Below are 16,271 nucleotides of genomic sequence, written 5' to 3'. Positions count from 1 at the left end.
TGCCGTCGTGCCCTCGATGGGTGGGAGTAACAAATTTGGCGAGATGCGGAGTGCCTGTTGCATGCTTGCAGAGCGACGATTTCACGCCTTACAGGTTTCCGGCTCGCGGAAATCGGGGTGGAGACCGGGGTATGCTCACGTTTTTCGCCCTCGAACCCTCGCCAAAACAGCAAGGTGGTGTATCGATGCCATGCTTGTTTTTTCGCTCGTCATTCCGGCGAAGGCCGGAATCCAGTTCAAGTACGTCGTGCGAGGCACTCGACATAAAAAAGTAATGTGTCCTTCGGACGCATATCAGAACTGGATTCCGGCCTTCGCCGGAATGACAACTCGCTTTGAAACAGCATCAATGTAACGCTGAATTTGCGGGGCTGGTTGCAAAAAAGCGTGGGAACCCTCAGAGACGGAGGAGGTTACTTGATTTAACCGCCTCCCTCCCTAAGGTTTGGAACCAGGGGGAGTTGATTTATCTCCGCCCCGATTCTTGTCGCGAACGAGCTTTTGCAAGCAGCTGACCTCTGACTGCGTACGAATCAGAAAGAGCTGTTCGTACCATCCGGCAAATGACCCATGTGGCATGTGCCGTCGAAGGCGCGGCCATAGGCTTGAACAAGATAATGCATGCCCGATCTGGCGATCACGTTATAGGGCGCCCCAGCGTTAGGCTGGCCTGGCGGGACGTAAGCAACATTGGGAAATGCCGTCAGGTTCGAAGAAGACATGCATAGATCGGCAATCTCTCCACCCTGCCAACTGACCCGTGTCGCATATCCGCCAACGGCTTGATCAGTCGTATTGTTGTAATAGTGCGGTATTTCGGTAATCCAAGCTCCGCTCCCTTGAGCCCCGATGGTTGGCCAAATGATGCCGGTTGAGGGGCCGCCCGTTGAAAAGGAGTGAGGATCAGTGATGCTTTCAACGAGCTCATGGGCGAGAAGGTTCACCATGGCGTCACCACTAACACTTCCATTCGGGGAGGGGCCACTCGCTGAATATCCGCTGGCACATAGCGACGGATTGGATGCCGGGTCCGAGATGTAGATGTAATGAATGTTTTGTCCGTTGATGAAGACCTCGGATTGAGCATTCAAGCCTTGATTTGTGCCATTGTCGCTACCTACATAGTAGGCATATTTGGTTGACGCGTGATAAGCACATTCTTGTCCGTTGGATCCCCCCAATAGGTATGTGTTTCCACCGCCTATATTCACCGCCGAAACTGTGTTGACAACGGGATTGTTGATCGACGATCCCTTCCCGACAATGACGTAGAGTGCCGTACGGTCAGTGGGGAGGGTCCCGTGGTAATTCCCTGACGAATTGTAGTCCAGTGACGTGGTCAGCGCGCGCGTAAGTATTTTTATGATAGACGAGGCGGTAGGGGTGCTGTCCTGGATTTGAAATCCCTGACTTGGCGCTGTGTTGGAGAACCCGTAGTTCGCCAAACCGTCGACGACCGTGCTGCCAAGGGAAAGCGTAGTTGCGGCACTGCTAGCTTGATCGAAGTAGTCGGCAACGCCCGAAAGCCACTGTGAATTGTTCGCGTCCACAATGAAGTGCTGCATTAGGTTTACTTGGGGATCCTGGTAATACATGCCAAGACCGCTGACGTCGTAGTACCAGCTTCCATACAAAATAAAGTGAACATTGATGGTTCTGTTGGAATTTCCATGCATCACGCCGTTGTTGGCGAAATCGGGATACAGTTCTGAGCTGGTTGTCGGCAATTGCATGGCCGTGCAAGTGCTGTACCCTCCGCTGGCATCGCATGCTACGCGACCTTGTGCACTGACATGGCTACATAGCCCGAAGAGAATGGCTGCGCCAAGTCCGAGTTTTTGGAAACGATGACTCATGGGTCGATCTCCTTGACTTTGGAATTTTTGGATCCGTTGCTCGTTGGTGGAACAATAAAAAGGATTTCTACAAGGATTTTGCTTTGTTGCGCGAGGCGCTTTAAGGCGCCTTCGCTTTTTTTCGGTGGATTCCTACAGTAGACAGTCCGTCGTCAATTAAGAAGTCAATGGCCCGGCGCATGGCGGCGAAATTCCCCTGTTCAACCCAAACGCGCCGATCGGAACTCCGCCATAACGCGATCCGACGAATGTGGACGGATCTTGATTTATCCGCCAACAAATTCATCTCAGAAGCGTCCAAGGCATTTGGTGCCAGGCAGTTCCTCTAGCGCTACGTTGATGCGAGCAATTACGAACGCCGTCTGCGCATTCTTGGGTCGAGGCTACTATTGGAGCATCAGGATACAGTCCCTCCCACTAGGGTAAACCCTAGCCCCGGACGGCAGCCCGTCTGACACTAAGTGTCCGTGGATTTTTGGAAAGGGGATCTGCCACAGAGTTATCTCCAAGTTTTTAGCTTGCCTCCCGTCAAATTCGGTATCACAGGGATGCTATTTCAAAGCGCCTCGCTCTTTGCCGGAATGACGAGCAAAATCGTCGGACATCGCCGCGATAAGCTATCATCCCTGATGCACCGATGGTTGTTGATTGAAAAACGTGGGGATACCTCAGGAGCTAATTGCCTATGAAGCCTCTGCAGGCATCGCATCCCGGCACTGGGGGGCAGGTATGACCATCCTGCGTTTTCGATCCCTGATCGAGATCAATAACATCAATCCTTATGTGTTGGTCAGCGCCCAGGATGCGCATCAGCTGAAGCCGGGCTGGCGCAAGCCGATGCCGGTGCGAATCAGGGTGAATGGCGAGCCGGAAGCGCCGTGGCGCATCAATATGATGCCGGTCGGCGATGGCTCCTTTTATTTGTATTTGCATGCCGAGGTGCGCAAGGCATCAGGCAGCAAGGTGGGCGAGGTCGTCGACGTGGAGCTGGAGTTCGATAACGACTACCGCAGCGGCCCCGTTCACCCCATGCCACCGGCATTTGGCACAGCCCTGGAAAATAATCCCGTCGCGCGGCAAGCCTGGGATGCTTTGATACCAAGTCTGCAAAAAGAAATCCTGCGCTATTTCGAGCAGGTGAAATCCGCCGACGCCAAGGAGCGTCATCTTGAGCGGGCCATGTATGTGTTGTCAGGTGGCAAGGCGCGTTTCATGGCGCGCTCATGGAATGGCGACGGCGACTAGGCTTGTTGGACCTCTGGGCTGTTTAAGCGGATGTCAGCATTTAGCGGCGTTTGGCGAGATGCCAAAGGACATCACCTGACCCGGGATCAGGCAGGGCCGCGCGGGAAAATCCAAGCGATTCGAGCAGCGCATTCGAGCGAATATTACCCGGGCTTGTTCTTGCTACGAAGCTCGAGACACCTCGTGACTCGATGAGTACGGCCACCATCGCAGTCACGGCCTCGCGTGCGTAACCTTTGCCCCAGTCGGCTAGGAACAGGACGTATGCGATTTCAGCCTCGCTTCCCGGCGCTGGGACGGTGGCCTGCACATAACCGACATAACGCGCGCCTTCCATCGACCAGATCGCCCAGTTCAGCCAGCCTGTCAGTCCGTCGGGCGAAGTCCGGCGCTCAAGCCTCGCATAACGCGCGTGCAGCCATTCCAAGCTGGGCGGCGCCTCATCATCGGTGTAGCAATACAGTTCCGGGGAACACAGCCCGTGATAGAGTGCGGATGCATGCGCAACGAGCAATGGCTCGAGGATAAGGCACTGCGTCTTGATCGGTGCTTCGTTAGCAATCATCCGGTACCAATGGTTTGAGCCTTATGGCACGAATCAATGCTAATCGCAGATCAGCAGACGGTACAACAAGAAGCGGGTGATGAAGATCCTCGGAGTGAAACCACTGACGCGGGCCATCATGGCCTGATGGCCTCGGTTCAACTCATTGCTATCCGATGGCCGCCGGCTCACCCCCACTGATACCGCACCCTAAACAACTCATGATTAGTACGTAAGCCCAGCTTACGGAAGGCCGAATGCTTCTGCGCGCTGATCGTGGTGACGGACCGGGAAAACTTCTTGGCAATGGCTGTAACGGACATGCCATCGAGCAGGCAGCGCAGCACCTCGTGCTCCCGCGCGGAAAGCTTGAAGGAGTCCAGTAACTCGTCGCCGAGGTCCGCGACGGGCTCGTCACTGGATTTGGCAGGGTGGATAGCATCGACGACATCGGCCAATTGCTGGCTGATATAGGTTCGGCCCGCCGCCACCGCTCGGATGGCCGCATACAGTTCGGACTCGTGCTGCGTCTTGCGAATAAAGCCGTGCGCGCCGGCTTTCATCGCCAGAGCTATCGTAGGGGCGTTGCAGTGGGACGACACCACCAAGACACGCACATGCGGATAATGCAGGTGCAAGGAGCGCAGCAGCTTGGCGCCATCGGTATCCGTTGCACCCAAGGCGTAGTCCGTAACGATCACGTCGGGCCGATCTTCTTTTAACGCCTCGAAGAGTTGCCTAGGCGCGCAAAAGCTGCCTGCTATGTCCATTCCGTACTCATGCTTGAGCAATAGCTCCATGCCACGGCGTACCAGCACGTGGTCTTCGAGCAACATCACGCGCAAGCGCGGCGACAGGGGATCGGACATGTCCTACTTCCTTTTCAGATGAGCCTGGCCTTCCGTTTTCCTCTCACGTTGCCCGCACCTTCTGCTTAGCCAAAGTGGCGGGCGATAGCCGCTTTCAACGCGGCGAGCGTGCGCTGTATTTCATGCGGTTGTAGCGGTGCATAGCCTCTTGCCGCCAGTTCCAGCCGATCCGCCAGCTCGGCTGCCCGATCCGCATGCAGCACCAGCGCCGCGCCCTTCGCGCGATGCGCAAAGTGCACCATGTTGGCGGTGTCCTGCCCTGCCAGGGCTCGCTCATACTCCTGGACGTCCAGGTCGATACAGGCTCGGCTCCATGCGAGCGGCAGGGGTTCATCCAGTGCCTGATTGGCGGGAGGCGGCAGGTCGAGCCACCGCGCGAGAGTGGCATACAGCTCCTCGGGGCTTAGGGGGTTGTGCAGGACGCCTGCCAGACAGCCATCCAAGGCGCGACGCCAGCTTTCGCCGCCTTGCCCAACGACGGCAACGAGCGGAATGCGGGTGCGCCTTGCAAGGTTAGCCATCGCGAAACGCAGCACGGCTTGGTAGACGGCTGCGTCCGGCCCCTCCAAGGCCATCAAGATCACGTCGGGCACCTGCAAATCGATGGCATTCAAGGCCGCCAGGCTGTCAGGCACGGGGAGCGGGTCCAGGCTAAGCGCCTTGAGTTCGGCGGTCAAAACCCTACGCGTTTCAGGATCATTCGCCACCACCAGGATGCGCGCCGGCGCCTGGGATCGCGCGTGATACGACGCGGGTGGTTCTCTCACTGCCAAAGGCTTAAACAGCTGCGCTTTGCGGGAAGGGTAAAAGATGCGATTGGGAGATGCGTTCATCACGAATACTCCAAGGTAGTCACGCCGTACGCTGCGTACGGCGCGTCCAACTGCGGCTGGGGTGTACGGTGGGTGCTGCGGGACGGCGGGTCGGGTACTGTTGCTGGGGGCCTAGAACCCACGGACGAATCTCAGCGTGGCTGCCGCTATGCAGGCTGCGAAGGCGCAGCCAGGCTGTGGCTGTCCCCATGGCCGTTGTGGTCAGGGTTGCCAAGTAGCCGCCCATGTCAACGAGGAAGTAATCCAGGGTGAGGACGGGGACGGGGACGCTGGCTGCCGAAGCGAGGAAAGTGAGTTTAAGCACGGGCGCCGGGTAGGCCAGAGAACAGTGTTGGCGATCTGCTTGCTCAGAAATTGGCTGAGGCGAGCCAGAGCCTTTGGTGGTGGCCGAGTTCATATCGCCTTATTCCACGATGACCGTGCGGACAAGTCTAAACGAAAATTGCATAAATAAGTAAAATTTGCTTAAAGAAATTTGGGGTAAAAAATTTCTGGGCCTTACACAAGGACCCAGGCATGAAAAAGACATCAGTACATCGACCGCTTCAGGCGGCCTTGGGTGGGGTGTTGCGGGAAATGCGGCTTAATGCCGGCTTGTCCCAAACCGACGTGGCTGAGCGGCTGGGCATCGCACAAACGGCCGTCTCTGACCTAGAGATTTCCGAGAGGCGACCAGATTTCTTCGTCGTCGCAGAGCTTTGTGAGCTCTACGATGAACCATCCCTTGATGAACTCCTGACTGAGGTCAAGAGGAGGGTGAAGAGTGGAAAGTTAGGCCCACTCAGGCTTGTACGGAAGGACCAAAAGAAATAGCAGAAGCATCAGAATCTGCATGGAGCCGGCAAGTGGAATCGGGTACATCCAAGAAGCGGTCCCTGGCCAACTAGACGCCAATGTCAGATCACGGTCCGAAGCTCGCAAGCAAACCCCTACTTCGCGAGCTTTAGCTAGTTCACCGGGGGTGATGCAGCGCAGTGCGCAGAGCGGACCGGCAGCACACGTTGCGCCGCACCATTCGTGGTGCGTAAATAGGACGCGGACACTGTCGAAGCCTGACTCACTGCTTGAGGTTAACTGGCGGCCTGGAAGCAAAGTCGGTGGAATCTGACCGCATTCTTCGGTTAGATTCGCCAATCAGTGAGCTCAGGAACAGGGGCAAGGAAGTGCATTCCTCGCAGATAAGCCGATCATTCTGTCGTGCGTTCTCACCATGTCGTCAACCTATGGCGAGCGCTGGGCTGCTTAAGGCAATGCCTACAGTAATTGGCGGTCTTGTATTCCCGGCATCAAGCGTCATCGCGCGTAGCCATCCCGCTCATCACCTAGCGTTAGGAGGTTTACGTGGGGTAAGTGCTTTATGCGAAGCCTACCCAAGAGCGATCCTCTGATGGTTGGCTCTTCTAGTTCCCAAGCGGGTGGTCGCGCTACTGAAGCAGGAATGTCATTCCAGGCAATGGTCGGAACGTGGCTGGCCACGCAACTCATCGCCGATATGCGTCCCGGCACGCGATTCGGGCTCACCAGTGACCTTCAACCCATCGAGCTACAATTCGAAACGGGGGATGCTCTGGATGATGTCGTTCTAAGGCTCACGAATGACGCCGCAATCTATGTTCAGTGCAAAACTCGTCCCTCGTTAGAGAGTGGCCCGGACTCCGCTTTAGGCAAAACAATTGCGCAACTTGTCACGTTTGCCATTGCGCAGCAGGCGAAAGCCGCGGCACTGGATCCAAGCCTGACCGCTGCGGTGCTCGCTGTTGCGGACAATGCGCCGCGATCGATCGATGCTTTGGAGGAGGCATGTCGGCAATTCGATCATGGAGAGGCGTGGGCGAGCGTGTTAGGACGCGTGTCAGATGCACAGAAAACTGCGCTTGGATGCTTCAAGCTTCATGCTGGTCGAGCCTGGAATCACAATACAGGCATGGCGATCACTGATGATCAGCTAGTTGAGCTGGCGAAGTTATTTCGAATTAGGCGTTTTGGTGCCGATGCTACGAGCACAGACTGGCGCGAAATGACCCGCGTCATCGGTTCTCGCCTTTACGGGGGGGCTGAATTCGGGGAACAACCGACTTTGGCGCTGTTGAATTTTGTTCGGCAAATGATTCGCAGTGGTGCATCGGCCAATCGTTTCGGACTGGCTCGTGCGTTAAGGTCGTCGGGCTACCCCGAAACACATGCGCCTGGATTCGACACTGATGTCGCCGTGCTTCGCAGATACGCAACCGAGGAATGCGAACGTCTTGCGCGCCACACGATATTAGATGCCGATTCGCCTGCGCCCGTGGATCGAGATTGTCTGCCAGCTCTGAGAACTGCAATCGACGGTGGCAGTCTCCTCGTGATCGGTGAGCCGGGAGCGGGCAAGACGGGAGTGCTCGTCGCTCTCGCCAAGCAAAGTTTGAATCAATCTCGCCCCTTAATATTTCTGTCGGTTGACCGTCTAGCCGGAGTGTCGACGCTCTCAGCATTGAAAGGGGAGCTGGGGTTACAACACGATCTAATCGAAGTGCTGACCGCATGGCCAGGTGAGGAGCCCGGCATTCTCATCGTTGACGCGCTCGATGCATCTCGAGGAGGCCCTTCAGAAGCTGTGTTCGCTTTGCTGATTGAACTGGCACAGCGAAAGGTTGGCGACAGATGGTCGATTGTTGCTTCGATCCGCACCTTCGACCTCATCAATGGACGTCGCTTTCGTGACGTAATGCGCGGCGATTCCCCAGACCCAAGCTATGCCGACTTACGGCTTCGCGGAGTTCGACATTTCTCGGTAAAGGCATTGTCGCCCGGCGAGCTGGGTCAGATCGGCAAGAATGCACCGAAGCTCGGCGAACTCATTGCCACTTCGCCGCCGACGTTGCACGGCTTGCTACAGAATATTTTTAACTTGTCGCTGGCTGCAGATCTAATAAAGGCCGGTGTCGCATCTTCAACTATCCGCAATGTCACAACTCAGTCTGAATTGATTGACCGATATGAAGATGAGCGGCTACGAACGCAGCCATTAAAGCGAGCTGCATCCGCTGCAATTGGCGCAATGGTGGCTAGCCGTAGACTTAGTATTCCGCAGGTCGAAGTTGATCACGATGCACTTGATGACGTTTTGCAAGCAGGTGTCATGGTCAAGGCGGGCGACCTTGTTGCGTTTGCGCATCACGTACTTTTCGATCATGTGGCGAGTCGGTTCTATCTCTCATGGAATGATATAGATCGCCTGAAAGCGCAAGTCTCTGATGATTCCGGGGCGGGATTGCTTCTGGGCCCTGCGCTTCGCTTTACGATGGAGCGCATTTGGCAAAACGATGATGTGAATCGATGGCAATCTTGGAAACTTGCGACGAAGATCGCGTCATCGACGGATGTGGATCCGATTATGGCAAGCGTTGCATTGCGAACCATCGCGGAGCGGGTCGAAAGCCAGGAGGACGTTCAGGGCTTAGTTGCATATCTAACGAGCGCTACGGATCGGCCCATCGCCGGATCTACACTTTCGAAGCTGGCTCGCTTCGTAGGCATGGCAGTCGCTCAGGGGCTCTCGCCCCCGGTTGGTATAGCTTGGGCCGCGGTTGCTCGTGCAGCTTCGGAGCTAGGGGATCGATGCTTTGTCGACGGTGCGCGCTTTTTGCTTTGGTCGCTCTTTGAGCGCGCCGACTTCAAAGACGCGAATTTCACAGCAGTTTTTGGTGCGGCGTCGAGGTCCTTGCTTCGTACGGCATTGTCGATGTCCCCGTATGTATCTTCGATTACGGCGACCGCCATTCGCTGCGTAGCAAGAAGCTATAGCTCCGATGCTGATGCCTCGCGGACGTTGCTCAGTAAGATTTTTGAAGAACCACATTTTTCGGAGCACGCCCATACGGAAGTGCCATGGCTAGCGGAAAGCGTCCGAAACTTGATTGAATACGATGCTCCATTCGCAGCGACGATCTATCGGACTTTATATGCTAGGCCGGCGCCCAAAGCTGGCAAGACCTGGTTAGGTGGACAACTAAGTCGGATACTCCCCTTGTCCATCGATATGAAGCAAGAGTATGAGCACGCCTATTGGCATTTAAGTCAAGCAATTCCATTCTTTCTCGATGTGGCACCCGCTGACGCCATTGCTGCGGTAATTGGGGCCGTCAATGGGGCAGCCACGAGCGGGCGACGCGCGGCAAGGGTAGAAATCCAAGCGATCGAAGTCGATGGAAGGTTCATCAATATTCTCGACGAATTCGAATCATTGCAGGACTGGAGGCAAGATTCGCGGGCAACATCGAATACAGAATACAACGTCCTAAATGCATTCACTCAGTTTTTGGTGGCTGCGGATTCAGTTAAGTTCAAGCTTGCAGTGAACATCGCTTTGGCGACTGAGACGGCTTCATCGGTCTGGGCACGACTTCTGCGAATTGCATCAGAAAAATTGGGTGCAGCCGATGATCTGCTTTGGCCTATTGCGTCAACACCGGCATTCGTCAGCGTCGGGGGATTCGCTAGGGATGCCATAATTTATCTCCAAAGAGTTTATCCAACGCGGTCTGCTCGTGAGCGAGTGGCATTTGAAGCGTCAGCACTCAGTCCACAGCTTCTAAACGACACGCGCGCCGGGAACTGGTGGCGCGGTCTTTTGGCGCGCTGGCTTTCCGTACTTCCGGAAGACGCGCTAGCCACGGATGAAATGAAGTTATATCGGGCGACATTGGCCTCGAAGAACCGACTACAAGGAAATCCGCCTTTCATATCGATCGAAGCTAAATTTGGTGGGGATGTGGAAATTGGGGATGTCCTTCTTACCCGAGGAGGCGTCGATCTTCAAAACGAGCCAGATCGGTCGCTGCGCTTCGTTTCCAAGGCGCTCGAAGACGCCGTTAAACCAGGAAGAAGCGAATCTGAACAAGTAGACATCCCTGGCCTTTGGCGCAAAATTTCTCAAGTCATCAATGCCATCGACGAGTATCTCGATCCCGCGCCACACGCTGAAATATTGCATTCAAGTTGGGGGGCGGTCAGTAACGCCCTCGAGCAGATTGTGAACAGCGAGGCATACGCCCCGGAATCCGATGGTCATCCCGGGCTGCCGCAGTTGCTCGCCTTAAACGTCCGTCTTCGCCAAAGCCCTTATCCAGAACCCCGTCAACAAGGGGATGAGAGTGCTCTCAACGACGATGAGAGTGCTTTAATGGCATGGGGAAACTGGGACGTACGTGTCTATGCCGCGTCTACAGCTATAGGACTTGCCAGGCGTTTTACAGGTACCCATCCTGCAATCTTGGATGAGCTCGACTTATTTGTCAGGGATCGCGTTCGAACCGTGCGGCTTCAAGTCGCCCAATCGGTAAATGCTCTTTGGGATGTCTCCCGTGAACGAATGTGGGGACTCGCTGACTACATAGCGAAAAACGAACCCAGCCTGGGTGTCCTTGCCTTCTTTGTAGGAGGGCCGCTGCAAAGAATCGCTAGCGCAGAGCCTGTTCGTACTGGACAGCTGCTATCGGAAATCCTCGACCGTTTTCCCGTTATACCCGGTAGCACGCGTTCCACCCCCCACGACTTCTACGAGGCTGTCGGCAATCTCATTGGATGGCTGTGCGTGAGCTTGGACAGCGCTCAAGCATGGGCCCGATTCAACATGTGGTGCGCTGATGTCGTTGGGTATGACTCATTTCTTTGGTCCATGCTTTCAAGTCTTCGAGGTGCTTTTTTTCTCGGATACAAAGCTTCAGATAAATCTGAATTCGTCGCAGTGCGGGAGCGTGCGAAGTGTGCCCTCGAAAGGATCTTGGCCGCGGCGGCTGATGCAAAGCAAAGAGCGGAACCAATTTTGCGTTCTAGCGATGCACCGGATTTGGAGAAATCTTCGGCGGAGGCACTATACATTGCCGGTGAGCGCTTAATCGGACATGCATGCGATGAGCTTTACTTCGGATCGGGAGCGTTCCGCGAATCTGCAAAGGAAGGTCCTGGCGTCACTTCTCACTCAGAGATGCGTTCTTTCCTGGTCGACTATCGCACGGAACTCGATGTCATAGGACAACATGGGGCAGCTCAAACTATTCATCATCTTATCGAGCTTTACGCCTTTTTGGTTGATGCATCGCCCGGTGACGTTTTCGATCGTGTTGCATCCATCCTCACTGGGCCAGCTCTCTCCGAGAACTATCAGTCAGAGGGTCTTGGTGCTCAGGTTTTGGTCTCACTAATTCGAGTCTATCTCGCTGACCATCGTGAAATTTTTGAAGATCCTTCCAGGCGCGCACAGCTCATTGCCGTCCTCGAAAGTTTCTCCTCCGAAGGATGGCCGGACGCTTTGAAATTGTTATATGAGCTGCCGGACCTGCTTCGTTGAGTGAAGAAGCGGCGATCGCTGCATTTCGCAGGGCGCTCTTAAGCGCCTTCGAGTTCTTTCAGGCTGAGGAACAAAATATCCGTAGCCAGTATGCCCGGGATGTCGATAGCGGCAATGCTCCGCCTGGTGCAGACGACGACGAGCTGCTGGAGAGACCGACGAGGCGCTTCCTGGTTGATCGAATGTTACGGGCGCTGGATTGGAATCCAGACGATCCGAACCAAGTCGGGGAAGAGGTGAGAAGCTGGGATCAAGAAGGGGAGCGGCTTTATTTTGACTACCTCGGAATCTCGTCACTCACACGAACGCCGGTGGTTCTTGTAGAAGCAAAAGCCTACGACAAGGGCGCTCCGCGAAAACCTCACGGCGCATCGCTGGATGCTCGTTCTATGACGGACTTGATCAGCGGCGCCATTGCTGACCTAAAGTCGGGTAGGAAAGAGCACTCGATCTTGGCGGAGTGGATAACATGGCTAAGCGATTTACGAGACTATGTGAGTTCACTCAGTGAACTTGGCCGCTCCACGCTTCGTCGGGTTGTATCAACGGCTGGCCAATGGGTGGTGGTATTTGAGGAGCCCGTAATGGTATTTCTTGATGACGGCCCGCCGCCTAGTGGATTCATTCATTGCTTTGTTAGCTTCACGGACATATTTGACAGAAGTGCAACGCTGTTTCAGTTGCTGCATCGGCCGCGGCTAGTTGATACGCTCCCGCTGCTTTTTACTCGTGGTGACGCAGCTGAATTTCTTGCGCCGCATACCATAGCTGGTTATTTTCGGGGTGTACTAGTCGCGACGCGCGAAAGCGGGCCGCGGCGTCGACACTACCCGACGCGCACGCTTCTTCCTGCTTTAGTCGTAATCTCCGTAGACCGGCCCTTCGCGATCGTTGACTTTGGCGGAGGATTGCTCGAAGACCCTCTAGATCCAACGAAGCTCCCGGATGTCATCCAGGAGTTAGTCACGCGAGGGTCCGATTTCGAAAGGCAATTGCTTCAAATGTTGGGGCGCTTAGACCTCGTGGCACGTCCATTGCTGGAATTTCCCGGCTTCTGTTCTGACTCATGGCGCGACGAAGTGGCTCAGCCAACAACCATTGCAGCAGTTGCCGCTGCGGGTCAGCAAGTTGAAAAACAGGCGCCGAGATTCGTGATTCACGTAGGCGAAAGGTACCCCGAATACCTAGTCGTAACTGGCGAGCATTGGTTTTATAAAACGGCGACACCTCTAGGCTCAGTGTGCAAATTTCATGATTGGCCGCATGCCAAGGAGAACGGGGTCGCGGCGGAAGTTGCGCTCGCTGAAAAAAACGAATCATCTTATACGGTAAGTGGTGAGGACATTCACTGCGCACACGAAGTTTTCAGGCGACTTCGAATAGGTCGATGTAAAGTCGACGTATTAGATGCCCATCTTTGTTGTCGCGCGTGCATTTATTCACCATTTTGTTGGTCGACCGATGTGGGTCGGCTTCCCTGTCCTCCGTGAGCTATTGCAATGGCGTATCGCATCTTCTTTTCGTGGCAAAGTGATACCCCGAATGCCATCGGACGAAGCTTCATTCAGGCATGTATCGAGCAAGCGATAAAAGCTATCAAGGCGGATGCATCCATTGATCTTGCTGATCGCGACATAACCGTGGATCGGGATACGCGTGGTGTTCCCGGATCACCGCCAATTATGGAGACGATCTTTCGAAAAATTGACGAAGCAGCGGTCTTCGTCGCTGATTTCTCCTATGTGGCTCACCGGATTGATGGAAGTCGGACACCAAACCCGAATGTTTGTATTGAACATGGTTATGCGCTGAAGAGTTTAGGGTGGCGTCGCGTGCTGGCCGTTATGAACACTTGCATGGGCGATCCAGGCCAGCACGAATTGCCGTTCGACATCCGCCACACCCGTCGTCCAATGCTCTTCTCCTGCGCAGATGGTGCAAATCGCGAAACTCGTGAAGAGGCCAAAGACGCGCTTACGAGGCAGTTGATCACGGCCTTAAAAGCTGTCTTTGACGATGAGACAGCACGAACCGAAATGGGCGATAAATCTGGCGAAGAATTTCGCATTCGTCAGGCTGCCGCCGAGGCCGCGATAAATGAACTCTCGTTCGACGCAGGTCGTGGAGGGGTTCCAAAAATTGTCACTCGACCACGACTGATCTTGCGCCTGGTGCCTTTTGCCGCGACGTTGAATCAGCGACTTAGTCCGCAGCTGGTCAGTGATGTGCTGGACCGTTTTTCTTCCCACTTTGATGCGCCCGTCGAAGGCGACTGCGATGCAAAGCAATGGTGGAGATGCGCCCGGCCGCACCAGCGGCGGCCAGCACAGAATCCAGAGACTAGCTGGCTCGTGCGAATCGCTCGTCCTGGATACTTTGAATTTCAAATCAATATTGGGCAGCGCATTGACGATGATCGGGACATCTTGGTCGATGGTCTCAGCCTTGAGTCAACAGTTGTAGGGATGCTAGAAAACTTGGCAACTTGCGCCGTCGAATTGGGGTTGGGTGGCGCAGCATTGGTCTCAGTGACACTCGATGGTGTAGAAGATGTTCGACTTATGCGAGGGCACAGCGCAATTAAGAAGCGTATTAGCGAGCCTTACGTCGTGCCACCGGCAGCAAGGCTTGTTGATCTATCGAATCCCATGGCAAGTTTGCTTCATGAGCAACTCGACATCTTCTGGCAAGCCTCGGGCTGGTCAGATGGATCGCCGTCGTTTGAAAACGGTAGCTGGGCCGGTTATTTGAACCGTCATTCGGAGGATTGAAGCTTTGAACAACGTTCGGGAAATCGGGGGCAGGGTCACTTTTGGCGAAATGGTGAGCCCGTTTCGGCACGCCCCGTTTCAGCAGGATTGAGCTGGCCGATGAAAAAGAGCGAGGAACCCTCACCCCCTCCCCTCCCGCCGTGGGCGAGAGGGGAGGGGCTTTCCCGATGCTACCGTTGAGGCTTGCGATTTCGAGCGGAAGCTTATTGCTGATAGCGCGCAACAACAAAGGTATATGGCGAGTTGCCATAGCCCGCGACGACGATTTTGCCGTCGCCTTGTAGGGCGAGCCCTTGAACAGCGGCATTCGAGCTGCCGACGGTGGTTGCAACAGGTCCGAAGCTGTAGTCCTGGTTGCCGAACGAGTCGTAGCGATTCAAGGTCAGCTGGCGGTAGCTGCCCGCACTGGAGTAGCCGCCGACAATGATTCCTCCGGCGGCATCGATGGCAACATCCCTGCCAATCGCATCGCCGCTACCGATGGTGGTAAGGACCCAGCCGGTGCCGGATCCAAAGCTGCTGTCCAGCGCGCCGGTGCTAGTGTAACGAACGGCAGCAAATCGGTAGTAGCTAGTGGTCGGGCTGTTCGCATAGCCGCCGGCGACGATTTTACCGTCGCTTTGAATCGCCAGCGAAGTGGCGATGGCGGAGTTGCCCGGGAAAGTGCCGCCCACATGGGTCAGCACTTCACCGCCGGCCCCGAAAGTGGTGTCCAGCGCGCCAGTGGTGGTGTAGCGCGCCAACGCGAATACGGTGCCGCCGTTCGACGCGTAGCCGGCAAGCACGGGTTTACCATCCGCCTGGATGACCAGGCTGTTGGCGAAGGCGGAGCTGGTGCCAACTGCCGAGGTGACGGTACCGGAACCGTTGCCGAAGCTGTAATCCAACGTCCCGCTGCTGGTAAGGCGCGCCAGCGCAATGTCGGAACCGGCATAGCCCGCAACCCAGATCAAGCCGCCCTGTACCGCAACGGCGCACGCTTCCGAAGCCCCCGCGGAGAAATTGACGGTTGCCTTACCCGAGCTGCCAAAGGTGGCGTCCAGCGAACCATCCGGGTTGTAGCGATAAATGGTGAAGTTGCGGATGGAGTTGAAGTTCGGGCACGAAGTGCCTGCAACGACGATCTTGCCATCCGCCTGCAGGGCAAGCGCGCGCGCCTGTCCCGAGTTCGAGCAACTGCTGGACGGCGTGGTGGTGACCTTGCCGGTGCCATTGAAGCTCGTATCCAGCGCACCACTCGTCGTATAACGCGCCAATACAAAGTCACCGAGGGCGTCCTGGCCGGCGGTGACAATCCGTCCGTCTGGTTGGATGACAACCCGGGCGGCGGCACCGTAGTAGCCGAATGCGGTGGAGGTGATGCCTGCTGAACCGAACGTGGGGTCCAGCGATGCGGCCTGTGCGGGTGCTGCAAGTGCACTCATAGCACTGATGGCCAAGCCTAACGATATCTTCATCATGTTGCTGATCACTGCTTGTTCTCCCTGTGAAACGTGGTTGAATCTATTTGAGGTTCCATTCCATTCACCGTCGCTTGCTGCGTAGCCTCCTGCTCGTAACGCTGCCAAGTACCTTGCTCCCCGGGGCGGGGAGGTTTATTTCGATTGGCTTTGCCCCTTACAACTTCGCAGCACCAAGCGGGTTGCTTCGGTCCATTAAGTATGTTGGCTGGTAGGCTCAAATGCTGCGACAGCTGCGCAGTCGGCACCCTAACGATAGCTACGAATTCTGGCGTTGGTATATCCAGTTCGTGCGCTAGTAATGATCCAGCTGCTTCGCAGAGCCGGTTTGGCTGGGTTTCGGCATGCCCACACCCTGGGCA

Annotated in this window: 10 protein-coding genes; 5 read left to right on the top strand and 5 right to left on the bottom strand. The window is 55.6% G+C overall.

From position 1 onward, the window contains the following. Positions 1–533: 533 nt before the first annotated feature. A complete protein-coding gene (locus EKH80_RS01720; RefSeq protein WP_126682986.1) occupies positions 534–1,856 on the bottom strand; it encodes a hypothetical protein in 1,323 nt (440 codons plus the stop codon). A gap of 657 nt (positions 1,857–2,513) precedes the next feature. Between EKH80_RS01720 and EKH80_RS01715 the strand changes: the two genes are divergently transcribed. Continuing rightward, on the top strand, positions 2,514–3,101 hold the full coding sequence (locus tag EKH80_RS01715) for a YdeI/OmpD-associated family protein (RefSeq protein ID WP_230473376.1): 588 nt from the start codon (positions 2,514–2,516) through the stop codon (positions 3,099–3,101). A 40-nt stretch (positions 3,102–3,141) separates the two neighbouring features. On the opposite strand, the gene EKH80_RS01710 is transcribed toward EKH80_RS01715, so the two are convergent. The 3 genes from EKH80_RS01710 to EKH80_RS01700 form a co-directional block, all read right to left on the bottom strand. Further along, positions 3,142–3,666, bottom strand: coding sequence for a GNAT family N-acetyltransferase (locus tag EKH80_RS01710; RefSeq protein ID WP_126682984.1), 525 nt, complete (start codon positions 3,664–3,666; stop codon positions 3,142–3,144). 167 nt (positions 3,667–3,833) lie between these two features. Next, positions 3,834–4,514 (bottom strand): response regulator, encoded by a 681-nt coding sequence (locus tag EKH80_RS01705; RefSeq protein WP_126682983.1) that lies wholly within the window; start codon positions 4,512–4,514, stop codon positions 3,834–3,836. Positions 4,515–4,579: 65 nt separating this feature from the next. Further along, positions 4,580–5,347, bottom strand: coding sequence for an Hpt domain-containing response regulator (locus EKH80_RS01700; protein WP_126682982.1), 768 nt, complete (start codon positions 5,345–5,347; stop codon positions 4,580–4,582). 516 nt (positions 5,348–5,863) lie between these two features. Between EKH80_RS01700 and EKH80_RS01695 the strand changes: the two genes are divergently transcribed. The 4 genes from EKH80_RS01695 to EKH80_RS01680 all read left to right on the top strand — a co-directional run bounded on the left by EKH80_RS01695 (position 5,864) and on the right by EKH80_RS01680 (position 14,449). Next, the gene (locus EKH80_RS01695; protein WP_126682981.1) at positions 5,864–6,160 is read left to right on the top strand and encodes a helix-turn-helix domain-containing protein; all 297 of its coding nucleotides are present in this window, start codon (positions 5,864–5,866) and stop codon (positions 6,158–6,160) included. 625 nt (positions 6,161–6,785) lie between these two features. Continuing rightward, positions 6,786–11,678 (top strand): ATP-binding protein, encoded by a 4,893-nt coding sequence (locus tag EKH80_RS01690; protein ID WP_126682980.1) that lies wholly within the window; start codon positions 6,786–6,788, stop codon positions 11,676–11,678. Next, the gene (locus EKH80_RS01685; RefSeq protein WP_126682979.1) at positions 11,675–13,168 is read left to right on the top strand and encodes a hypothetical protein; all 1,494 of its coding nucleotides are present in this window, start codon (positions 11,675–11,677) and stop codon (positions 13,166–13,168) included. Before EKH80_RS01690 ends, EKH80_RS01685 begins: the two co-directional genes overlap by 4 nt. Positions 13,169–13,177: 9 nt before the next feature. Further along, entirely contained in the window at positions 13,178–14,449 is a 1,272-nt protein-coding gene (locus tag EKH80_RS01680) for a hypothetical protein (protein WP_126682978.1), read from the top strand. Between the two features lie 203 nt (positions 14,450–14,652). Here EKH80_RS01680 and EKH80_RS01675 read toward each other — a convergent pair whose 3' ends face one another. After that, entirely contained in the window at positions 14,653–15,873 is a 1,221-nt protein-coding gene (locus EKH80_RS01675; RefSeq protein WP_158628711.1) for an NHL repeat-containing protein, read from the bottom strand. Positions 15,874–16,271 lie beyond the last annotated feature (398 nt).

Origin of the sequence: Dyella choica (genome assembly GCF_003977665.1) — a bacterium.
Taxonomy (GTDB): domain Bacteria; phylum Pseudomonadota; class Gammaproteobacteria; order Xanthomonadales; family Rhodanobacteraceae; genus Dyella_B; species Dyella_B choica.
Note: the sequence above shows the minus strand (reverse complement) of the source record. Positions and strands in the feature narration are given on the sequence as shown.